21 protein-coding genes are annotated in these 21628 nt (G+C 70.8%); 5 read left to right on the top strand and 16 right to left on the bottom strand.

The features are described from left to right. The first annotated feature begins 2 nt into the window (after positions 1–2). Both ACGFMK_RS11690 and ACGFMK_RS11685 read left to right on the top strand, forming a co-directional pair. On the top strand, positions 3–1307 hold the full coding sequence (locus ACGFMK_RS11690; RefSeq protein ID WP_392760848.1) for an MFS transporter: 1305 nt from the start codon (positions 3–5) through the stop codon (positions 1305–1307). 47 nt (positions 1308–1354) lie between these two features. Further along, complete coding sequence (locus ACGFMK_RS11685) at positions 1355–3661, top strand: FdhF/YdeP family oxidoreductase (protein WP_392760845.1); 2307 nt, start codon at positions 1355–1357, stop codon at positions 3659–3661. On the opposite strand, the gene ACGFMK_RS11680 is transcribed toward ACGFMK_RS11685, so the two are convergent. The 8 genes from ACGFMK_RS11680 to ACGFMK_RS11645 form a co-directional block, all read right to left on the bottom strand. Continuing rightward, complete coding sequence (locus ACGFMK_RS11680) at positions 3652–4269, bottom strand: hypothetical protein (protein WP_392760842.1); 618 nt, start codon at positions 4267–4269, stop codon at positions 3652–3654. The genes ACGFMK_RS11685 and ACGFMK_RS11680 overlap by 10 nt on opposite strands. A gap of 311 nt (positions 4270–4580) precedes the next feature. Continuing rightward, the gene (locus tag ACGFMK_RS11675; RefSeq protein WP_392761074.1) at positions 4581–5969 is read right to left on the bottom strand and encodes an LCP family protein; all 1389 of its coding nucleotides are present in this window, start codon (positions 5967–5969) and stop codon (positions 4581–4583) included. Positions 5970–6017: 48 nt separating this feature from the next. After that, on the bottom strand, positions 6018–6767 hold the full coding sequence (locus tag ACGFMK_RS11670; protein ID WP_392760840.1) for an SDR family NAD(P)-dependent oxidoreductase: 750 nt from the start codon (positions 6765–6767) through the stop codon (positions 6018–6020). Then, positions 6764–7183: a VOC family protein gene (locus tag ACGFMK_RS11665; protein WP_392760838.1), complete on the bottom strand. Its 420-nt coding sequence runs from the start codon at positions 7181–7183 to the stop codon at positions 6764–6766. Before ACGFMK_RS11665 ends, ACGFMK_RS11670 begins: the two co-directional genes overlap by 4 nt. Positions 7184–7258: 75 nt before the next feature. Next, positions 7259–7837, bottom strand: coding sequence for a dihydrofolate reductase family protein (locus ACGFMK_RS11660; RefSeq protein ID WP_392760835.1), 579 nt, complete (start codon positions 7835–7837; stop codon positions 7259–7261). 71 nt (positions 7838–7908) lie between these two features. Beyond that, positions 7909–8739, bottom strand: a complete 831-nt coding sequence (locus ACGFMK_RS11655) for a helix-turn-helix domain-containing protein (protein ID WP_392760832.1) — start codon at positions 8737–8739, stop codon at positions 7909–7911. Between the two features lie 59 nt (positions 8740–8798). Next, complete coding sequence (locus ACGFMK_RS11650) at positions 8799–8927, bottom strand: hypothetical protein (RefSeq protein WP_323336059.1); 129 nt, start codon at positions 8925–8927, stop codon at positions 8799–8801. Next, positions 8924–10279, bottom strand: a complete 1356-nt coding sequence (locus tag ACGFMK_RS11645) for an OFA family MFS transporter (protein ID WP_392760829.1) — start codon at positions 10277–10279, stop codon at positions 8924–8926. The genes ACGFMK_RS11650 and ACGFMK_RS11645 overlap by 4 nt, the downstream gene beginning before the upstream one ends. Before the next feature lie 103 nt (positions 10280–10382). Between ACGFMK_RS11645 and fdhD the strand changes: the two genes are divergently transcribed. Continuing rightward, complete coding sequence (fdhD, locus tag ACGFMK_RS11640; RefSeq protein WP_392760826.1) at positions 10383–11207, top strand: formate dehydrogenase accessory sulfurtransferase FdhD; 825 nt, start codon at positions 10383–10385, stop codon at positions 11205–11207. On the opposite strand, the gene ACGFMK_RS11635 is transcribed toward fdhD, so the two are convergent. Together ACGFMK_RS11635 and ACGFMK_RS11630 are read right to left on the bottom strand one after the other, a co-directional pair. Next, positions 11204–12337: an alpha/beta hydrolase family protein gene (locus ACGFMK_RS11635; RefSeq protein WP_392760824.1), complete on the bottom strand. Its 1134-nt coding sequence runs from the start codon at positions 12335–12337 to the stop codon at positions 11204–11206. The genes fdhD and ACGFMK_RS11635 overlap by 4 nt on opposite strands. Before the next feature lie 98 nt (positions 12338–12435). Continuing rightward, positions 12436–13878, bottom strand: a complete 1443-nt coding sequence (locus ACGFMK_RS11630) for a carotenoid oxygenase family protein (RefSeq protein WP_392760822.1) — start codon at positions 13876–13878, stop codon at positions 12436–12438. Between the two features lie 90 nt (positions 13879–13968). On the opposite strand from ACGFMK_RS11630, the gene ACGFMK_RS11625 reads away from it, so the two are divergent. Both ACGFMK_RS11625 and ACGFMK_RS11620 read left to right on the top strand, forming a co-directional pair. Then, positions 13969–14676, top strand: a complete 708-nt coding sequence (locus ACGFMK_RS11625; protein ID WP_392760819.1) for a TetR/AcrR family transcriptional regulator — start codon at positions 13969–13971, stop codon at positions 14674–14676. Between the two features lie 78 nt (positions 14677–14754). Then, on the top strand, positions 14755–15804 hold the full coding sequence (locus ACGFMK_RS11620; protein WP_392760816.1) for an alpha/beta hydrolase: 1050 nt from the start codon (positions 14755–14757) through the stop codon (positions 15802–15804). Between the two features lie 15 nt (positions 15805–15819). Here the strand turns inward: ACGFMK_RS11620 and ACGFMK_RS11615 are convergent, their stop codons facing one another. From ACGFMK_RS11615 to tig, 6 genes are all read right to left on the bottom strand, one after another. Continuing rightward, entirely contained in the window at positions 15820–16740 is a 921-nt protein-coding gene (locus tag ACGFMK_RS11615) for an anti-sigma factor RsbA family regulatory protein (protein WP_392760814.1), read from the bottom strand. A 56-nt stretch (positions 16741–16796) separates the two neighbouring features. Beyond that, positions 16797–17216 (bottom strand): hypothetical protein, encoded by a 420-nt coding sequence (locus ACGFMK_RS11610; protein ID WP_392760813.1) that lies wholly within the window; start codon positions 17214–17216, stop codon positions 16797–16799. A gap of 50 nt (positions 17217–17266) precedes the next feature. Then, on the bottom strand, positions 17267–18562 hold the full coding sequence (gene clpX, locus ACGFMK_RS11605) for an ATP-dependent Clp protease ATP-binding subunit ClpX (protein WP_323336074.1): 1296 nt from the start codon (positions 18560–18562) through the stop codon (positions 17267–17269). 229 nt (positions 18563–18791) lie between these two features. Further along, on the bottom strand, positions 18792–19445 hold the full coding sequence (locus tag ACGFMK_RS11600; RefSeq protein ID WP_323336076.1) for an ATP-dependent Clp protease proteolytic subunit: 654 nt from the start codon (positions 19443–19445) through the stop codon (positions 18792–18794). A 23-nt stretch (positions 19446–19468) separates the two neighbouring features. Then, the gene (locus ACGFMK_RS11595; RefSeq protein WP_247055287.1) at positions 19469–20074 is read right to left on the bottom strand and encodes a ClpP family protease; all 606 of its coding nucleotides are present in this window, start codon (positions 20072–20074) and stop codon (positions 19469–19471) included. Between the two features lie 138 nt (positions 20075–20212). Further along, positions 20213–21604, bottom strand: a complete 1392-nt coding sequence (tig, locus tag ACGFMK_RS11590; RefSeq protein ID WP_392760808.1) for a trigger factor — start codon at positions 21602–21604, stop codon at positions 20213–20215. Positions 21605–21628 lie beyond the last annotated feature (24 nt).

The following is a 21628-nucleotide window of genomic DNA, read 5'->3' as shown; positions in this document are numbered from 1 at the left end:
TGGTGGCCGGCGCGGTGCTCAACCCGATCAACTCGACGCTCATCGCCGTCGCGCTCGTGCCGATCGGGCAGAGCTTCGGTGCCGGGCCGGGCCAGACGGCCTGGCTGATCTCGGCGCTCTACCTGGCCACCGCGGTCGGGCAGCCGGTGGTCGGGCTGCTGGTGGACCGCTACGGCGCCCGCCGCGTCCTGCTCGGCGGGGCGACGCTGGTGATCGTGGCCGGGATCGCGGGCCTGATCCCGGTTTCCATCGGCTGGCTGACCGGCGTGCGGGTGGTCCTGGGCCTGGGCACCTGCGCCGGGTTCCCGGCCGCGATGGCCGTGCTGCGCCACCACGCCGAGGCGAGCGGCCAGGGTGTGCCCGCGCGGGTGCTGTCGCTGCTGTCGATGTCCGCGCAGACGGTGATGGTCATCGGCCCGACGCTGGGCGGGGTGCTCATCGGCCTGTTCGGCTGGCCCGCGATCTTCGCGGTGAACATCCCGCTCGCCGGGCTGTCGCTGGTACTGGCGTTGCTGTGGGTGCCGAAGGACGACCGCGGCGAACGCACCGCGCAGCCGATCGACGTCCTGGGCATCGCCCTGTTCTCCGCGACCCTGCTGGCGTTGCTGTTCTTCCTGATGAACCCCGGCGCCGACCTGTGGCTGCTCGCCGTCGTCGCCGCGCTCGGGACCGCGTTCACGCTCGTCGAACTGCGCCGCGGCAACCCGTTCCTCGACCTGCGGATGCTCGCGGCCAACCGCGCGATCCTGCACACCTACCTGCGGCAGGCGCTGAGCTTCATGGCCATCTACGCGATCATGTTCGGCTACGTCCAGTGGCTCGAGACCGCGCGGCAGCTGAGCGAGGAGGCCGCCGGGCTGATGCTGCTCCCGATGTCCGGCACCGCGGTGTGCGCCGCCGCCTTCTCCGGCCGCGGCACCGGCATCAAGGCCCGGCTGGTGACGGTCGCCGTCGCCCTCGTCGGCGGCTCGGTGCTGCTGCTGTTCGTGCACGACGGCACGTGGATCGGCGCGCTGCTGGCGCTGACCGCGCTGTTCGGCCTCGCACAGGGCCTGACCAGCGTCGCGAACCAGACGACGCTCTACCGCGAGGCGCCCGCCGAGCAGATGGGCACCGCGAGCGGGCTGTTCCGGACCGCCCAGTACCTCGGCGCCATCGTGGCGTCGACGCTCATCGCGCTCTGTTACGGCCCGCACGCGGACTCGGCGGGCCTGCACCGGCTGGCGATCGCGCTGATCGCCATCAGTGCCGTGCTGCTCGTGGTCACGGTCGCCGACCGGGGACTGCGCGCCGTGTCGCGGGTGTGACGGACCCCCTGCGCGCGGGAACGGCCAGCGGGGCGCACCATGAACACATGACCCGTGAAGCGCCGGCGCAGGACGTGGACGAGGCCCAGCTCGAAGTGGGCAAGCCGAAGGGCTGGGCGGCCGGGATACCCGGGGTGGCCGTTTCGCTGCTGCGCAGCGTCGAGCAGATGGGCACCGGACGGACCGTCAAGGCGCTGCGGCTGCTGAACCAGCGCCAGGGCTTCGACTGCCCCGGCTGCGCGTGGCCGGAACCCCGTGAGGTCGACGGCGAACACCGCAAGCTCGCCGAGTTCTGTGAGAACGGCGCGAAGGCGGTCGCCGAGGAGGCCACGAAACGACGCGTGGGCCGGGAGTTCTTCGCCGCGCACCCGATCGCCGAGCTGCGCGGGAAGACCGACTACTGGCTGGGCCAGCAGGGCCGGATCACCGAGCCGTTCGTGCTGCGCGAAGGCGCGTCGCACTACGAGCCGATCTCCTGGGACGACGCCTTCGAGCTGGTCGCGGGCGAGCTGAAGGCCCTGACCGACCCGAACGAGGCGTTCTTCTACACCTCGGGCCGGACCAGCAACGAAGCCGCGTTCCTCTACCAGCTGATGGTGCGTTCCTACGGCACCAACAACCTGCCGGACTGCTCGAACATGTGCCACGAGTCCTCGGGCGCGGCGTTGCAGGCGACCACCGGCATCGGCAAGGGCTCGGTGAGCCTGGCCGACATCCACAAGGCCGACCTGATCGTCGTCGTCGGGCAGAACCCGGGCACCAACCACCCGCGGATGCTCTCGGCGCTGGAGGAGGCCAAGGGCAACGGCGCGCGGATCATCGCGGTCAACCCGCTGCCCGAGGCCGGCCTGATGCGGTTCAAGAACCCGCAGAACGTCCGCGGTGTCGTCGGCAAGGGCACGCCGCTGGCCGACGAGTTCGCCCAGATCCGCCTCGGTGGCGACCTGGCGCTGTTCCAGGCCGTCGGGCACCTGCTGCTGACCTGGGACGAGCAGGCGCCGGGCTCGATCGTCGACCGGGAGTTCGTCCGGCGTTCGACCGAGTACTTCGACGACTACGCCAAGCACCTGCACGAGATCGACTGGCCCGAGGTCGAGCGGGCGACCGGCCTGCCGCGGGAGCAGATCGAGCGCGTCGCGCGGATGATCGCGTCGTCGGAGCGGACGATCTACTGCTGGGCGATGGGCCTGACGCAGCACAAGCACGCCGTCCCGACGATCTCGGAGATCGCGAACCTGGCGCTGATGCGCGGGATGATCGGCAAGCCGGGCGCGGGCCTGTGCCCGGTGCGCGGGCACTCGAACGTCCAGGGCGACCGGACGATGGGCATCTGGGAGAAGATGCCGCAGTCCTTCATGGACGCACTGGCCGGCGAGTTCGGCATCGACGTCCCGCGCGAGCACGGCCTCGACACCGTCGACTCGATCCGCGCGATGCGCGACGGCCGCGGCAAGGTGTTCTTTGCCGTCGGCGGCAACTTCGCCTCGGCGACGCCGGACACGGAGGCGACCGAGAAGGCGCTCCGGTCGTGTTCGCTGACGGTGCACGTCTCGACGAAGCTGAACCGCTCCCACGTCGTGCACGGCCGCACGGCGCTGGTCCTGCCGACGCTCGGCCGCACCGAGCGCGACGTCCAGGCCTCGGGCGAGCAGTTCGTCACGGTCGAGGACTCGATGTCGCAGGTGCACGCCTCGCACGGCCGCCTGAAGCCGGCGAGCGAGCACCTGCTGTCCGAGGTCGCGATCGTCTGCCGGCTGGCGGAGAAGCTCTTCGGCGCCGGCCACGCGGTGCCGTGGCGGACGTTCGAGGGTGACTACGACCTGATCCGCGACCGGATCGCGCGGGTCGTCACCGGCTGCGACGACTACAACCGCCGCGTCCGCGAGCCGGACGGGTTCGTGCTGCCGCACGCGCCGCGCGACTCCCGCGAGTTCAGCGGCACGGCCAACGGCAAGGGCAACTTCACGGTGTCCGAACTGGAGTACCCGAAGGTGCCCGAGGGCCGGCTGCTGCTGCAGACGATGCGCAGCCACGACCAGTACAACACCACGATCTACGGCCTGTCCGACCGCTACCGCGGGATCGAGAACGCCCGCCGCGTGGTGCTGGTCAACCCGGACGACCTGGTCGCGCTGGGCCTGGCCGACGGCACGATGGTCGACCTCGTGTCGGAGTGGCGCGACGGCGACCGCCGGGCCCCGGCGTTCCGCGTGGTGTCCTACCCGACGGCGCGCGGCTGCGCGGCGGCCTACTTCCCCGAGGCGAACGCGCTGGTGCCACTCGGCTCGGTGGCGGCGAAGTCGAACACGCCGGTGTCGAAGGCGATCGTGGTGCGGCTCGAGCCTCAGCCCTGATATTCGCGCCGCAGCGTGCCCACCATGTCGGTGACCATGGCCTGGACGTTGTCGAGCGTGGCCGCCGGGATCAGCGCCGCTTCGGTGCCGCCGTCGGCGATGCTCACGCCGAGCACGACGTTGCCGGTGCGCACGGCCGCCCACTGCTCGGAGAACCCGGCCTCGTCGCCGACGCCGGTGGCGAGGCGGACGCCCGAGTGGTCGCCGAGCGCGTCGGTCATCAGCTGGGTGGCCTTGGCGGCGGCCTCGGCGTCGTCCGAGCCGGTGAACCGCACGACGGCGATCGTCACGATCCGGTAGTCCTGCAGGTTGGGCTTGCCGCCGCCGAGGTCGCGGGCGAAGAGCCGCTTGCAGCTGGTCAGCTCGTTGTCGACCTCGGAGCGGTCTTCGGGCACGACCTTCGCGTCGGCGGTCTTGATCGAGTTCGCCGGGATCTCGACGGTTCCGGGCGCGAGCTGGGCGGGGGCGTTCGGGCCGGGCAGCTTGCAGGCGTCGACGGGGTCGGGGTAGTGCACCGACGTGGACGACGACTGGCAGCCGGCGCACAGAACGGCGGAAGCGAGTAACGGAAGTGCCCACCGCCATTGGCGGGCGAAGCTTCTGCGCATTCGGTTTTCCTGGGACGAAAGCGACGGAAATCGGTTTTCCCGATGACCACCGATCCGGTGATCATCCACTGGTGGAGCGGCGCGCGAAATCGTTCGGCACCCGGGGTTTCACGGTTTGGAGAACACTGCCTCACCAGTGCGGCAAGGTCAAGGACCACTCTGGAAAGTGGTCCGCCGTGGTCCGGTCCCCGACAGGAGGAAACGTCTTCGCGGCGTTTCGGGAAAATGATTCGTGCCGAACCGGTGTGCCACGGTTTTCTCGCCCATGCCCGGGAGTCGTGAACGCGGCTGTCCGCGTTTCACCGCGTGGGTCAGTCCACGCAGACGACCCCGCCCGACGTGATCGGTTCGTCGCCGCCGGGCGCGCCGCCGCCGCCCGCGATCCCGGGGCCGGCGTAGACCGAGCCCAGCAGGACCTCGATGTGCCCGGCCGGGACCGACGACGTCTGCTGGGTCGTCAAGCCGCCCAGGAGCTTGGCCACCTCCGCGCCGCGGTCCGCCAGGTCCGGGCCGAAACGGACCAGGGACGTCCGGCGGGAGCCGGTGTTGCCCGTCGTTCCCGGGGCGAATCCCTTGTCCCGCAGGACGTCCGCGACCCGGGCGGCCAGGCCCGCGTGCGCGCTCGCGTTGGACACGTCGACCACCGGCGCCGGAGCGGCCGGCACCGGCGCGCCGATCAGCCCCGCCGCGAACGCCTTCACCTGGGCCGGGTCCACCTGCACCGCGGTGGCCTTCGGGTTGGCCGGGTCGTAGCGGTAGTCCACGTTGACCGTCGGGATCGTCGCGAACTCGATGCCGCCGCCCGAAACGCCGCGCATCCGCCCCACGAAGTCCAGCAGGTTCCAGGAGCCGTCGAGGACCACCGAGCGCTTCACCGCGTCGATGAGGTCCGACAGCTTGCCCGGGTCGCTCAGCGTCCCCGACGACAGCACCTGCTTCGCCAGCCCCGCCAGGAAGACCTGCTGCCGCCGGGCGCGGCCCAGGTCGCCGCCCTTGACGTTGTCGCGCTGGCGCACGAAGGCCAGCGCGTCCGCGCCCGCGATCCGCTGGGGGCCCGCTTTGAAGTCGGCCCCCGAGTTCCTGTCCTTGGTGTCTTCCTTCAGGCAGACGTCGACCCCGCCGACCGCCTTGCTGACCTCGGCGAAGCTCAGCAGGTTGACCTCGGCGAAGTGGTCGATCGTGACGCCGGTGAGGTCCTCGACCGCCTGCCGCGTCGCGCGGCGGGCCGCGGTCAGCGCCTCCTGGTCGATCTTCGCCTTGTCCGTCTCCCCCGCCGCCCGGCGGTTCCGCGCCTCCGCGGCCTTGGCGCGCCCGAACGCGGCGTTGATCTTCCCCGGGCCGCCCGGCATCGAGACGTAGCTGTCCCGCGGGATCGAGAACGCCTTGACCTCCTTGGTGCCGTTCGGGATCCGCAGCACGATGAGGGTGTCGGTGAGGTCGTCGCCGTTCGGGCCCACGCGCAGCTCGCGCAGCACGTCCGCCGGCAGCGGGTTGCCCTGCAGGTCGGTCCGCGAGTCGCGGCCGACCAGGAGGATGTCCAGCGAGCCGTCGGCCGGCTGTTCGCCCGGCTTCGCCTCGGCGCCGATCACGTCGTCCCGCGTGACCTCGTCGAGCGAGCGGAGGTTCGCGTAGCCGTAGGCCGTGCCGCAGAAGACGACCAGGGCGACCCCGGCGACGACGACCTTCCCCAGTGGATGCACGCCCTCCAGACGCCGTCGCCGCCGGATCTGCTGCACGGGTGAGCCACGTCACGTCCGCAGGTGGGACGCTCCGTTGAGGTCGAGGATCGCGCCGGACGCCCAGGTCGCCTCGGCGGAGGCCAGGTACAGCACGGCCGCCGCGACCTCCTCCGGCGTGCCGACCCGGCCGAACGGGCTCTGCGCGCGCAACGCGTCGTCGATGCGGTCCAGCTGCCGCTCGGTGGCGGTGAAGCCGGGCGCCACGGACGTCACCGCGATCCCGTGCGGCGCCAGGGAAACCGCGAGGGACTGGCCGAACGCGTGCAGCGCCGCCTTGCTCGCGCCGTAGGCCGGGTCGTCCGGCTCGCCGCGGAACGCGCCACGCGAGCCGACGTTGACGATCCGGCCCGGGGCGCCGCGCGCGATCAGGTTCCGGGCGACGCAGTAGCTGAGGTTGGCCGCGCCCAGCAGGTTGACGTCGACCGTGTCCCGCCAGATCCGCTGCCAGTCCGCGTAGGACACCCGGTCGACCGGGTGCGTGGTCTCCGGAGCGGGCGCGACGCCCGCGTTGTTCACCAGGACGTCGACGCCGCCGAGGCCCGCTTCGGCCGTGTCGGCGATCCGCTGCACGGCCGCCGGGTCGGCGAGGTCACCGGTGACGAGCAGGTGCCCGTCGCCGGGCAGCGCGGCCAGCGTCGCCTCGGCGTCGGCCAGCCGGCTTCCGTAGTGGACGGCGACCCGGTGCCCGTTCGCCGCGAAAGCGTTGGCCACCGCGCGCCCGATCCCGCGGGAGGCGCCGGTGACGAGGACGCCCGTCATCGCGCGAACAGCTGCGACTCGTCGCGGAACGCCTTGAACTCCAGGGCGTTCCCGGCCGGGTCGTGCAGGAACATCGTCCACTGCTCGCCGGGCTCGCCGGCGAACCGCCGGTAGGGCTCGATGACGAACTCCGTGCCCGCGTCGCGCAGCCGTCCGGCCAGGACGTGGAAGTCCTCGACGGTCAGCACCAGCCCGAAGTGCGGCACCGGGACGTCGTGGCCGTCGACGGGGTTGCGGCCGGCCTCGGCGCGTGCCCCGGCGACGACGTGGGTGACGACCTGGTGGCCGCGGAAGTCCCAGTCGACCCACTTCTCGGCGGAACGGCCCTCGCTCAGGCCGAGCACGTCACCGTAGAAGGCGCGGGCGCGGCCCAGATCGTCGACGGGGATGGCCAGGTGGAAGGCGGGACGGGTCACAACGGGCCTCCAAGGGTCGGGTGGTTCCACCTTGGAGGGCCGATGTCGCAATGTCAACATTGCCACATCTCTGCCTCAGCGGCGCACCTTGAACCCGAGGTGCAGCACCCCTTCACCTTGGATGACCACGTGGGGATCCGCCAGCAGGTGCTGGCCGTCGACTTTGCCGAAGTAGCGCCGGCCCGAACCGAAGACCACGGGCACCAGGTCGATCGCCACCTCGTCCACGAAGCCGGCCGCGAGGATCTCGCCACCCACCTCGCCGGCGTTCACCGCGATCGTCCGGTCCCCGGCGAGCTCCTGGGCCTTCTCGATCGCCGCCGGCACGCCGTCGACGAAGTGGTACGACGCCTCGGGGTGCCAGCCTTCGGGCTTCGGCTGGTGGGACACCACGACCACGTGCTCACCGACGGGCGGGTGCCCGTCCCAGCCGTTCATCAGGTCGAAGAGCCGGCGGCCGATCACGAGCACGCCGATCGAGGCCCACATCCCGCTGATGTACTCCGCCGAGACCCGGGAGACGCTGAAGCCGCTGGCCCCGTCGATCGGGGTGTCCCCGGTTTCGTACCAGTCGTGGAGCGGCCCGACGCCGTCCTTCTCGTCGGCGATGAAGCCGTCCACCGACATCGCACTGTGCATGATGACTGTGCCCACAGGTTCTCCTCGAGGTGCTCGCGCGTTCGCCCCGATCCTGCCGTCTCGGGCGCGACCGTGCTTGTAAGAAATCACTCGGCGGGCATCGGCGGGAACGACTGGTCGGCGGGGAACCGGCGCCGCAGGGCGAGGTACTCCGTCGGCGTGAGGCCGGTGAAGTCCTTGAACTCCTTGCTGAGGTGCGCCTGGTCGAAGTAGCCCGCCGTGTGCGCGAGCTCGGCCCAGTCGACCGGGCCCGGGGCGTCCACGGCCAGGATCAGGCGCGCGAAACGGTAGATCCGCGCCACCCGTTTCGGGGTCACCCCGACGTGGGACTTGAACTGCGCGGCCAGGTGGTTGCCGCTCACCCCGGCCGCGTCGGTCAGCGCCCCGACCGGGACCGCGCCGTGGGAGGTCTCCAGCTGCCCGCCGGCGTGCTGGACCAGGTCGAGGCCGCGCGAGGACGCCCCGGCCAGCCGGGATCGCAGCTCGTCCTCGAGCAGCCGCAGCGTCGCGTCGGGCGACTCGAGGTCGCCGGCCTCGTCGCGGATCCGGTCCAGGCACCGTTGCCAGGCCGCGTCGACCGGCACACAGCGATCCCGCAGCTCGGTCGCCGGGAGGTCGACGAACGGCGAGATGCCCCACGGCTTGAAGTGCACCCCCACCAGCCGCACCCGGGCGGGGTACTCGAAGTGGAACCGGCGGGTCCACACGCCCATGAACCACCCGCCGGTGAACACCGCCGACGGCACCGAGAGGTCGGAGTCCCACAGCCGGACGGGCGCGCCGAGGTTGACGAACAGGTGGGCCGAGGGCATCGGCGGGACGGTCACCCGGCGGTGGTCCGGCACCCCGGTCAGGCAGTAGACGTCGTCGACGTACCGGTCGAGCGGCGGAGCGGGCACCCGCCCGACGTAGTCCATGGGCCCAGTGTGACCGACCGGTGGCCCGGGACGGTCGTGACCGCCCCGGGCGCGTCCGGTCAGCCGAAGAGCTGCACCAGTTTCAGGAACAGCTCGTAGACGCCGTAGGCGAAGGGCAGCACGACCCACGCCCAGGCCAGCACGATCAGCGGGACCCGGTTGGGCCTCGCTTCCGGTTCGTTCGTCACGCTTCGCTCCTCGCGGTCTCGGCCGCCACGGCGGGCTCGTGGAACTTCTCCTTGACCGGCCGCACCAGCTCGTTGGCCACGAAGCCGACCACGAGCAGGCCGATCATGATGTAGAACGACGTGGCGTAGAGGTCCGGGCCGGACTTGCCGGCCGACTTCTCGCTGTCCGCGATCGCGTTGACGATCAGCGGGCCGAGCACGCCGGCCACCGACCACGCCGTGAGCAGCCGGCCGTGGATCGCGCCGACCTGGTAGGTGCCGAAGAGGTCCTTCAGGTACGCCGGGATCGTCGCGAACCCGCCGCCGTAGAACGACAGGATCACCATGGCGCACAGGATGAACACGAGCTTCGACGAGTTCGACGTCAGCGCGATCACCAGGTACAGCACGGCGCCGGCGCCGAGGTAGGTGCGGTAGATGTTCTTGCGCCCGATCAGGTCCGATGTGGACGACCAGACGAACCGGCCGAGCATGTTGCACAGCGACAGCAGCGCCACGAACCCCGCCGCGGCGGCCGCGCCGACCGGGGTCGAGGTGCCCTTGAAGAAGTCCACGATCATCGGGGACGCCTTCTCCAGGATCCCGATGCCCGCGGTGACGTTGAAGCACAGGACGACCCAGAGCAGCCAGAACTGCGGCGTCTTGATGGCGTTGGCCGCCGAGACGTTCGCGACGGAGATCATGGCCCGGCCGTGGTCGGTCTTCGGCTCCCAGCCCGCCGGCTTCCAGCCTTCGGCCGGGACCCGCACGATCAGCCAGCCGAGCGACATGAACACCGCGTAGACGACGCCGTGGATCAGGAACGCCGTCGCGATGCTGCCGGTGCTGGGCGTGGTGCCGATCATCGACGACGACCACGGCGACGCGATCAGCGCGCCGCCGCCGAAGCCCATGATCGCGATGCCGGTGGCCATGCCCGGGCGGTCCGGGAACCACTTGATCAGCGTCGAAACCGGGGAAATGTAACCGATTCCGAGGCCGACACCGCCGATCGCGCCGTATCCGACGACGACGAGCCAGAACTGCCCGGTCGCGACGCCCAGCGCCGAGACGAGGAATCCGGTGGCGAAGCAGCACATCGAGACGAACATCGCCCAGCGCGGGCCGTTCTTCTCGACGAGCGTGCCACCGAACGCCGCGGACAGCCCGAGCATGACGATGCCGAGCTGGAACGGCAGCGAACTCTGCGTGCCGCTGAGGTGCATCGTCTTTTCGAGCGGAGTCTTGAAGACGCTCCACGCGTAGGCCTGCCCGATGGACAGGTGCACCGAGAGGGCCGCCGGGGGCACCAGCCAGCGCGTCCAGCCTGGGGGTGCGACGATCCGGGAACGGTCCAGGAAGCCGAGAGCCATCGGATCCCTCCGTAGAGTGGGGATGATGGAGGGAATGTATTACTAAATACCCGGTGTTGCACCATGCGAGTGTCAAACTTTCCGGCAGAGAAGGGTGTGGGCGATGGGCAGGGTGACCGTGCGCCGTCCGGTGCGGCGGATTTCCGCGACCGGGGACCGGCGCCGCCCTGACGCGCTGGCCGCCGAAGAGCCCTTGGAACTGCGTGTCGGCGGCAAGGCGCTGGCCGTCACCATGCGCACCCCGGGCCACGACGTCGAGCTGGCCCACGGCTTCCTGCTCTCCGAAGGCGTGATCGGCGGCCGCGAGGACATCGCCGTCGCCCGGTACTGCGACGGCGTCGACGACCAGGGCCGCAACACCTACAACGTCCTCGACATCGCGCTCGCCCCCGGCGTGCCGGCGCCGGACGTCGGGGTCGAGCGCAACTTCTACACGACGTCCTCGTGCGGGGTCTGCGGCAAGGCCGCGCTCGACGCGGTCAAGCTCAAGACCCGCTTCTCCCCCGCCGGCGCGCCGTTCGCGGTGAAGAGCGAGACGCTCGCCGCGCTGCCGGACGCGTTGCGCGCGCAGCAGAAGGTGTTCGCCAGCACCGGCGGCCTGCACGCCGCGGCATTGTTCACCCCGGACGGCGGGATCGACGTCGTCCGCGAGGACGTCGGGCGGCACAACGCGGTGGACAAGGTGCTCGGCTGGGCCGTCATGGCGGGCCGGATCCCGGCGCCCGGACACGGCCTGCTGGTGTCCGGGCGCGCCTCGTTCGAGCTGGTGCAGAAGGCCGCCATGGCCGGGATCGGCCTGCTGGCCGCGGTCTCGGCGCCGTCGTCACTGGCCGTCGAGCTGGCCGAGGAGAACGGCATGACGCTCATCGGCTTCCTGCGCGGCGAGTCGATGAACCTCTACACCGGCGACCACCGGGTGCTCACCTAGGAACAGCCGCCCGGGTCGCAGAACGAGACTTCGGGATTCGCCGCCGTCGGCCCGTCCAGCACGGGTTCCGGCCGGTGGTTCAGGTGCAGGTCGAGGAACGCCCGCGTGTACTGCCGGGTGAGTTCCAGGCCTCGCGTGCCGGGCAACGTGGCCCCGTTGGGGATGCCGACCTCGTCGGTCAGCAGGACGAGGTCGCTGAACGACTGGTGCACCGCGCCGTCGACCAGGATCCAGCGCTTCCACCCGGTCAGCATCGGCCAGGCGGCTTCCCAGGTCGAAGCGGCCGGCCCGGACCCGGGGGTGTACTGCCCGACGCGGCCCAGCAGCAGGAACGGCCGGGTCACGTCGCGCGGCACCGGGTTCGGGGAGCCGTCGATGTCGACCCCGGCCTTGATCCGCGGATCGGTGAGCAGTGCGGTGATGGCCGCCGTGCCGCCCGCCGAGTGCCCGGCCATCGCGATCCGCGACCGGTCGACCAGGTCCGCGCCCGCCCACTTCGGCCGCGGCCCGGTCAGTTCGTCGAGCACGAACGAGACGTCCTTCGCCCGACCTTCGTCGACCTTCCGCCAGTAGGCCTCGTCGCGCTCCGGGACGTCGCAGGCGGCGCAGGTGGTGACCCGGCCGCCGGGGAAGCTCGTGCCGACGCTCTCGTAGGTGTGGTCGACCGCGGCCACCACGTACCCGTGGCTCGCCAGGTCTTCGGCCAGCCCGGTCAGCGTGCCGCGCCCGTGTTTGAACCCCGGTGAGAGCACGACGAGCGGCAGGCTGTGCGCGCGGCCGGCGGGCCGGACGTCGGTGAAGGCGTTGGTGCGGGTCGTGCTCAGGATGTCCGGCGGCAGCGTGGTGATCCCGCCGTCGGCCAGGAGCAGCCGGGACTCCTCGGGTGTCATGTACTGGGCCCGGTGCCGTCCCGGCGCGGCCGCCGGATACCACACGGACACCATCAGCTCGCGCGCTTGCACGCCCGGGACCCAGGGATCGGGCCGTGAGGTGTCGGTCAGGTCGAGGGTGGTCAGGCCGACCGGGTGGTCCCCGGTCGGCCGCGGCAGGTACGGCGTCTCGCTCGCCGTCGCCGGTGCGGGCAGGGCCAGAAGCCCCGTCAGCACGGCCAGAACCGCCGTGAATCGCATGTCGTCCCCCTTGCTCGGTGCTGGTGAGGCACCGACGTTAGGAGCGCGCGACGGCGGGCCGCGTCGGCCGCGGGACGCATTCGCCCGCGGCGTCATCCTCAAGGCGTAGTCGGCACCCAGTTGCCGTGGAAGCCGTTGGGCACCCGGTCCGGCAGGTGGATCGCGGCCACCGTCTCCATCGTGCCCGCGTCGAGCAGGGTCAGGTCGCTGCGCCGCGTCGCCGGGTCGAAGACGAAGCCGATCAGGACGCCGTCGTCCTCGGCCGCGTCGTCGTGGCACGGCACGAACACGAACTCGCCGGGCTGGCGGCCCGCGCCGAACGCGCGCTCCTGGCGCGACCCGGTGTGGAAGTCGTGCTTGAACAGCGAGCCGCCCGGGTTCGCGCCGCCGTCGGCGGACATCGTGTAGCCGAAGCGGTGGCGGCGGCCGACGAGCCGCTCGTCGACGCGCGGGAACTCCTGGCCGCGGTCGTCGAGCCGCTCCTCCAGGACCTTCCCGGCGAGCAGGTCGACGGTCCAGCGGTCCAGCGTCGGGTTCTCCTCGCCCGGGCCGTGCAGCTCGCGGTCGAACATCCGCTCGTGGCGGACGATGTCGAGCACGACGCTGTCACCGTCGTCGTAGGCGTTGAGCGGGTGGAAGACGTAGCAGGGCTCGACGTCGAACCAGCGGACGTCGCCGTTGCCGCCCTCACGCGGCATCACGCCGATCCGCGCCGGGTACTTCGGGTCCCAGCGGTACGGCAGGCCGCCGTTCGCGCCGATCTTCCGCGCCATCATCGCGGTCATCGGGTCCGGCACACGCACCTTGCCGACCATCGCCGAGAGCACCAGCTTCGCGGGCGTGCGCAGCGCGCCGGGCACGCCGGCCGCGACCGCCATCTCGGCGTTGAACGTCACCGGCAGGTCGTAGAAGACCACGTGCCGCTCGGTCAGGGAGAAGTCGTGCATCATCGGCGAGCCGGTGACCTCGATGTCGACCGTGCGGCGGGCGCGGCCCTGGGCGTCGATCACCGAGTACTGGACCTTGTTGCCCATGCCGAAGAAGTACGAGACGGCGTGCAGCTCGCCGGTGCGCGGGTCGCGCTTCGGGTGGGCGGTGTAGCCACCCGGGAGCGTGCCCTCGAAGTCGCAGCGGCCGGCGGTGTCGAGCTCCTCGGTCAGCTCGTAGACCGGCGCGCCCGCCTCGACCAGGGCGAGCGTCTTGCCCGCGTGGCCGATGACGTTGGTGTTGGCGCCGAGCGCGTCCAGCCCGCAGAACCGGCTCGGGTCCTCGCCGTCCAGCACCGCCGCGACGGCCGGGTTGCGCACCCAGCGGTTGCGGTACCACTCGGCCCGGCCGTCGCGCAGGCGGACGCCGTGGACCATGCCGTCGCCCATGAACCAGTGGTAGGCCGCCGGGTCCACTTCGGACAGCGGGTTGGGCCCGTTGCGCAGGTAGCGGCCGTCGAGGAAGTCCGGGATCCGCCCCGTGACGGCCAGTTCGGTGATCGTGTGCTCCCGGCTGACCGGGGCGAAGTTGCCCTCGAGGAACTTGTTGCCCATGGCTGACCCCTCAGAGTTGCGAAAGTATCCGCACGTGCCATAACTCGGTTATAGATACTTTTATAACAGGGTTATGAGATACTGGCAAGCATGAGCCCGAAACCTCGCGCGACCGACGTCAAGGCGCGGCTCGTCGAAGCCGCCATCCGCCTGCTCGACGACGACGGCCCCGAAGCGCTGCAGGCTCGCAAGCTGGCGGCGGAGGTCGGCGTCTCGACGATGGCCGTCTACACGCACTTCGGGGGCATGGCGGCGCTGGTCGACGAGGTGGCGCGCGCCGGGTTCCTGCGCCTGTCGGAGTGGCTGGCCGAGGTCGAGGAGACCGACGACCCGGTGGCCGACGTCTTCAGCCTGGCCCGCACCTACCGGCAGGCCGTCGCCGAGCAGCCGCAGCTGTTCGCCGTGACGTTCGGGCAGTCCGCGCCGGGCGGCAAGCGGGCGACGCTCTCCGACCTCACCACCGAGGAAGGCCGCGAAGCCGCCCAAGAGGGTTTGGTGGCGTTCGAGCACATCGTCCGGGCGACCGAGCGGGCCATCGAGGCCGGGCGGTTCCGGCCGGCCGACAAGTACCAGGCGGCGGCGCAGCTCTGGAGCGCGCTGCACGGCTTCGTCACTCTGGAAGCTTCCGGGCATTTCGGACCCGGCGAACAGGGAATTGACCACATCTTGATCCCCCTGGGCGTGACCCTGGCGGTGGGTCTCGGGGACACTGTGGACCGGGCCGGTCGCTCGGCCGGGGCCGCTGTCGCGGCTTGGCGAGCGCGGAACGGAAACGCCGGGCAAGGTGGGAACGATTGACCCGGCGGAGGCAGGACGCGGGGGAACGCGGAGCGGGTGCGCGGCGTCCCAGGTGTGGTAAGCGGGGGACGGAGACAGGTGAACGAGAACGACGGCGACCGGGGCGAGACCCCGGCGGCACCGGGTGAGGCGGAGCGGTCCGAGGACCGGGTCCACCCTCCGGCGACCCTGGGCGAGGGCGGGACCCGGGACGAGGCTTCGGACACACCCGGCGCGGCGGCGGTGCGGGACGCCCGACGGTGGCTGAGCCGCCGCTCGGTGCTGATCGCGGGTGCTTCCGGGGTGGCCATGACCGGGCTCGCCGTGGGCACCGCCACCGGGAAGCTGCCCTTCAGCCCGGCCCTGCAGCGGGCCGTGGGCGTGGCGTCCTCGAACCCGACGACCCAGCTGGGCAGCACCCGCGTCGAGCGGGTCTACTCCGCGGCCCGCGGCCGGATGGTCGACCTGGTGTTCCTGCTGCCGTCGAAGACCCCGCCGCGCGGGCTCCCGATGTCGCTGATGCTGCACGGCCTGCACGGCAACGCCCGCAACGCGGCCCCGACCGGCACGCTCAAGCAGCTCTCCAGCGACGTCGCCCGCAAGGCCGTCCCGGCGTACGGCTTCGTGGCCGTCGACGGCGGCGACAACTACTGGCACCAGGTCCACCCGAACGACGACCCGATGGCGATGCTGCTGGAGGAGGTTCCCCAGTGGCTCCGGGCCCGCGGCTTCGCGGGTGCCACGGGCCAGCCGTTCGCCTGTACGGGCGTCTCGATGGGCGGCTTCGGCGCGCTGCTGTACACGCGACGCCGGGTGGAGCGCCGCCAGCCGCCCGCGGCGGTCGCCACGCTGGCGCCCGCCCTGATCACGAACTGGCCGGAGATGGCCAAGCGTCACATCTTCACGGGCATGGAGGACTGGGTGTCCCTCGACCCGCTGCGCCACATCGACGAGACGAAGGGCGTGGCCAACGCCATCTGGTGCGGCACGGAGGACTCGTTCATCACCGGCGTCCGCCGCTACATCGACGCGGCCCACCCGGCGGTGGCGCACACGGCCCACGGCAAGCACGGGGACACGTTCAACAAGACCGTGGTGCCCAGCCTGGTCAGCTTCCTCGGCAAACAGGTCCCGCGGGCCGGCGTCTAGGCAGCTCGGCCCCCTTCAGCGGCGGAAGTGGACCCGGGTCGTCGTGCGGCCCGGGACCCAGTACGTGCGCACCAGGTCGGCCAGGCGGTTGACCAGCAGGAGCCCGCGCCCGCCCAGGCTCGCCGCCGGCGGCGGAACGCGCCCGGCCAGCGGCTCGGTGATCGTGCCGTCGTCGGTCACCTCGGCGACCACGTGCTCGTCCTCCGCCCACAGCCGCAGCACGCCCGTGCCGCCGCCGTAGAGCACGCTGTTCGTGGTCAGCTCGGCGACCGCCAGCGCGAAGTCGTCGCGGCGCGGGCGCCGCAGGCCGTGGCGGGCGGCCCAGATCTCCGTGAAGCCGCGCAGCGTGGCCAGCTGGGCGACGTCGAACGTGCGCTCGACCGCGCCCGCCGGAGGGTCGAGGGGCAGCGTCAGGTCGGCGCGGACGCGGTCGGGGTCGTAGTGCGGGCTGGCCGCGCGGCCCGCGGGCTTCCACAGCTCCGGGTGGGTGCGCCCGGCGTCGGCCAGGACGCCGGGGGCCAGCGCCGCCGTGTCGTACGGGCAGAGCACCGCGACCGGCCGGCCCGCGAACGCCGTGTTGATGAGCGCCTCGTGCAGCACACACGCGGGGTATTCGGCGGCGGAGCGGCCGGGCCAGACCGGCTCGACGGCGATCCGCACCGGGCCCGCGTGCTCGCCCGCGAAGGCGAGCAGGACCGTCGGCAGGATCGCTCCGGGGTTGCGCCCCGCCTGGTGCAGGTCGATCAGCCGGACCTCGCCCGAGCGCGGGCCGAGGGCCTTCTCGACGAGCAGGAGGTTGCGGCCGGGGACGGCGACGGCGACCGGTTCGCCTCGGTCGAGCCCTTCGAGCAGGAACGGAACGACGCCGTCCAGATACTCGGTGTCACCACGGTAGAACAGTGCCGGATGCCGAAAGGGTGTGAGGGCATCTACCACGGGTGGGTCCTACCCCGCACCCGTGAACTTCAAACGGACCGGAAGGTGGAACCCGGTCACTCCACCCAGCGGCCGACGACCGAGATCAGCCAGAACCCCACCAGCGTGGCGAGGGCGAACAGGAGCACCCAGTTGAACAGCTGACGACGCTCCTCGACCCCACGGGCCTGCCAGAGGCCGTAACCCGCGACGAGGAATAACGGCACCGGGATGAGCGGCAACGGCGACAACCGCGACACCACCGCGACCACGCAGGTGCCGGTGCACACGGCCAGCACGCCCATCAGGACGCGGTTCAGCCACCGGTACCGCTCGAAGACGGACGCGATTACGCGCTCGCTCAGTTCACGGAACCCGAGCAGCGTCCCGGCCGGGGCGTCCCCGGCGGGCACCGGGGACGGCTCCGGCGGAGGCGGTGCCTGCACGCCGCCGCCGGTGGCCGTGGCCCCGGTACCCGGGAAAGAGTCAGCAGTCATTCAGCTTTCCTGTCGGGTCTCCGAGCCGGGCGGCCCGGAGACGCCCGGGGTCAGGCCGACTTCTCGCCGCGCTCGCTGCGCGCGCGCCGCGTCGGCTGCCGGGCGACGATCGTCGGGTTCACGTTCTCCCGGACGGTCTGCTCGGTGATGACGACCTTCGCCACGTCGTCGCGGCTCGGGATGTCGTACATCACCGGCTGGAGCACTTCTTCCATGATGGCGCGCAGCCCACGGGCACCGGTCCCGCGCAGCACCGCCTGGTCGGCGATGGCCTCGAGCGCGGTCTTGGTGAACTCGAGCTCGACGTTGTCCATCTCGAAGAGCTTCTTGTACTGCTTCACCAGGGCGTTGCGCGGCTGGGTGAGGATGCTGACCAGCGATTCCTTGTCCAGGTGGCTGACCGTCGCGACGACCGGGAGCCGGCCGATGAACTCCGGGATCAGCCCGAACTTGATCAGGTCCTCGGGCATGGTGTCGGAGAAGACGTCGCTCTCCTCGATCTCGGACTTGGTGCGGATCTCCGCGCCGAAGCCGAGGCCGCGCTTGCCGACCCGCTCGTTGATGATCTTCTCCAGCCCGGCGAACGCGCCGGCCACGATGAACAGCACGTTCGTCGTGTCGATCTGGATGAACTCCTGGTGCGGGTGCTTGCGGCCGCCCTGCGGCGGGACCGAGGCGGTGGTGCCCTCGAGGATCTTCAGCAGGGCCTGCTGCACGCCCTCGCCGGAGACGTCGCGCGTGATCGACGGGTTCTCCGACTTGCGGGCGATCTTGTCGACCTCGTCGATGTAGATGATCCCGGTCTCGGCCCGCTTGACGTCGTAGTCCGCCGCCTGGATGAGCTTGAGCAGGATGTTCTCGACGTCCTCGCCGACGTACCCGGCTTCGGTGAGCGCCGTGGCGTCCGCGATCGCGAACGGCACGTTCAGCAGCTTCGCCAGGGTCTGCGCGAGGTAGGTCTTGCCGCACCCGGTGGGGCCGAGCATCAGGATGTTCGACTTGGCGAGCTCGACCGACTCCTCCTTGGAGTCCTTCGGCCCGGCCTTGTCGTCCGCCTGGATCCGCTTGTAGTGGTTGTAGACCGCTACCGCGAGGGTCCGCTTGGCGTCGTTCTGGCCGATGATGTACTGCTCGAGGAACTCGTGGATGTCGGCGGGCTTGGGCAGCTCGTCGAGCTTGACGTCGCCGGCCTCGGCCAGCTCCTCCTCGATGATCTCATTGCAGAGGTCGATGCACTCATCGCAGATGTAGACCCCGGGGCCGGCAATGAGCTTCTTCACCTGCTTCTGGCTCTTCCCGCAGAAAGAACACTTCAGCAGGTCTCCGCCGTCACCGATCCGTGCCATGGCCTGTGACCTCGTCCCCTCCGGCGCGGTTGTCCGCGCCTGACGTGTGTTGCGACGGTGCGGCCCCGATCACGGACGACCGGGCGGAGCCTCACGCATTGCCACTGACGGTACCCGTCCGATGCCGTGGGCGGGAACACCCACGGGCACCGGGAGCACGTCAGAAGGACGACCCTAAACCAGAGTGCCGGTGTATGTCGTCTTCCCGACACACACCGGCCTGGCGGATCTAGAGAGCCGACGCCTTACGGTACGGCAGCACCTCGTCGATGATGCCGTACGACTTGGCCTCGTCGGCCGTCAGGATCTTGTCCCGCTCGATGTCCTTGCGGATCTGGTCGGCGTCCTTGCCGGTGTGCTTGGCCAGGATGACCTCCATCTGGCGGCGCACCCGCTGGATCTCGTTCGCCTGGATCTCCAGGTCGGAGACCTGGCCGTAGGTGCCCTCGGTGGCCGGCTGGTGGATCAGCACCCGCGAGTTGGGCAGCGCGTAGCGCTTGCCCGGGGTGCCGGCGGCCAGCAGCACGGCGGCCGCGGAGGCGGCCTGGCCGAGGCAGTACGTCTGGATGTCCGGGCGGACGAACTGCATGGTGTCGTAGATCGCCATCAGCGAGGTGAACGAGCCACCCGGCGAGTTGATGTAGATCAGGATGTCGCGGTCCGGGTCCTCGTGCTCGAGGTGCAGCAGCTGGGCCATCACGTCGTTGGCCGACGCGTCGTCCACCTGCACGCCGAGGAAGATGACGCGCTCCTCGTACAGCTTGTTGTACGGGTTCGACTCCTTGACGCCGTAGCTGGTGCGCTCGACGTACGACGGGAGGATGTACCGCGACTGGGGGACGGTCGGTGCCCGGAAGTCACCCGGGAGCCTGAAGTTGCTCATGGAACTCTCCTTGGTGCTTCGGCTCAGTTCGAGCCCGGACGGGCGATGTCGGCGGTCAGGACGTGGTCGACGAACCCGTAGTCCTTCGCCTCCTGCGCGGTGAACCAGCGGTCGCGGTCGCCGTCCGCGATGATCTGCTCGACCGTCTGCCCGGTCTGGTCCGCGGTGATCTGGGCCAGCTCGCGCTTCCACTTGTTGAACAGGTCCGCCTGGATCGCGATGTCCGACGCGGTACCGCCGACACCCGCCGACGGCTGGTGCATCAGGATCCGCGCGTGCGGCAGCGAGTAGCGCTTGCCGGGCGTGCCCGAGGAGAGCAGGAACTGCCCCATCGAGGCCGCCATGCCCATCGCGTAGGTCGCGACGTCCGGGCGGATGAGCTGCATGGTGTCGTAGATGGCGAACCCGGCCGTGACCGAGCCACCCGGCGAGTTGATGTAGAAGCGGATGTCGGACTCGGCGTCGTCCGCGTCGAGCAGCAACAGCTGCGCGGTGATCCGGTTGGCGATCTCGTCGTTCACCTCGGAACCGAGGACGACGATGCGCTCCTGGAGCAACCGCTCGAACACCGAGTCGGTGAGGGTGAGCCCTGCGGTTCCGGTCCGCGCCTCGGGCGTGTGCTGCGTCACGTCTGCCTGCCTTTTCGCCGACGGCGGTCCCGTACCGGCGACCGCCGCTGTCGTTTCAAGTGCTTGAGATCTTGCAATCGACCCTAACGAACTTGGGCGGCGCAGAATGCCTGACACCGCCCAAGTTCGCTCACAGCTTCACTCCGCGGGAGTCTTCGCCGCCTCTTCGGTGGCCGGCGTCTCCTCGGCTGCGGCGTCGGCGGCCGGTTCCTCGGCGCCGAACAGCTCGGAAAGGTCGACCTCGGCACCCGAACCGTCGGTGACGGCGGCCTTGCGGACCACGGAGGCGAGCGCCTTGCCGCGGCGGACGTCGGCGTAGATCGCGGTCAGCTGGCCGGACTGCTGGGCCCGCTGGACGTACTCGTCCGGGCTGATCCCGAAGCGCTGGGCCTGGTAGATGATCCGCTCGGTGAGCTCGCCGTCGTTGACCGAGACCTGCTCCTTGTCGGCGATGGTGTCCAGCAGCAGCTGCGTGCGGACGGCCTTCTCCGACTCGGTGCGGGTCTCCGCGTCGAACTCCTCCAGCGTGCGGCCTTCGGCCTCGAGGGCCTGGGCGAACTGGGCCTCGTCGTGGTCGAACGGGTGGATCGCGTCGTGCTTGCGGTTCTCGATCTCGGCGTCGAGGACCTTCTCCGGGATCGGCACCTCGGTGCGCTCCAGGAGCTCGTCGAGCACCTTGTCGCGGGCCTGGACGCCCTGCTGCATCTTCTTGACGCGGCCGAGCCGCTCGCGCAGGTCGCCCTTGAGCTCGTCGATCGTGTCGAACTCGCTGGCCATCTGGGCGAACTCGTCGTCGGCCTCCGGCAGCTCGCGCTGCTTGACCGACTGGACGGTCACGGTCACCTCGGCGTCCTTGCCGGCGTGGTCGCCGGCGACGAGCTGGGTGGTGAACGTCTTGGTCTCGCCGGCGTTCGCGCCGACGATCGCCTCGTCGATGCCGTCCACGAGCTGGCCGGAGCCGATCTCGTAGGACAGCCCCGAGGTGGCGGCCTCCTCGACGGCCTCGCCGTCGACGGTCGCGGCCAGGTCGATCGAGACGAAGTCGCCGGTCTCGGCCGGGCGCTCCACGCCGGTCAGCGTGCCGAAGCGGGCGCGCAGCTCGTCGAGCTGCTCGTCGACCTCCGCGTCGGTCAGCTCGACGTCGTCCACGGTGACGGTGAAGCCCTCGAGGTCGGGCAGCTCGATCTCCGGGCGCACGTCCACCTCGGCGGTGAACTCGAGCACGTCGCGGTCCTCGAGCTTCGTGACGTCGAACTCCGGGTTCCCGAGCGTGCGGACCTCGTTCTCGCGGACCGCCTCCATGTACTTGGCCGGGATGGCCTCGTTGACGACCTCGTCGAGCACCGGGCCACGCCCGATCCGGCTTTCCAGGACGCGAGCGGGCGCCTTGCCGGGCCGGAAGCCCGGGATGCGCACCTGCTGGGCGATCTTGCGGTAGGCGCGGTCGAAGTTCGGCTTGAGCTCCGCGAACGGCACCTCGACATTGATCTTGACTCGCGTCGGGCTCAGCTGCTCGACGGTGCTCTTCAAGGTCTTCTCCTCGAGCGGTAACGA

Origin of the sequence: Amycolatopsis sp. NPDC049252 (assembly GCF_043197175.1) — a bacterium.
Classification (GTDB): Bacteria; Actinomycetota; Actinomycetes; order Mycobacteriales; family Pseudonocardiaceae; genus Amycolatopsis.
This window is presented reverse-complemented; position numbering and strand designations above follow the sequence as displayed.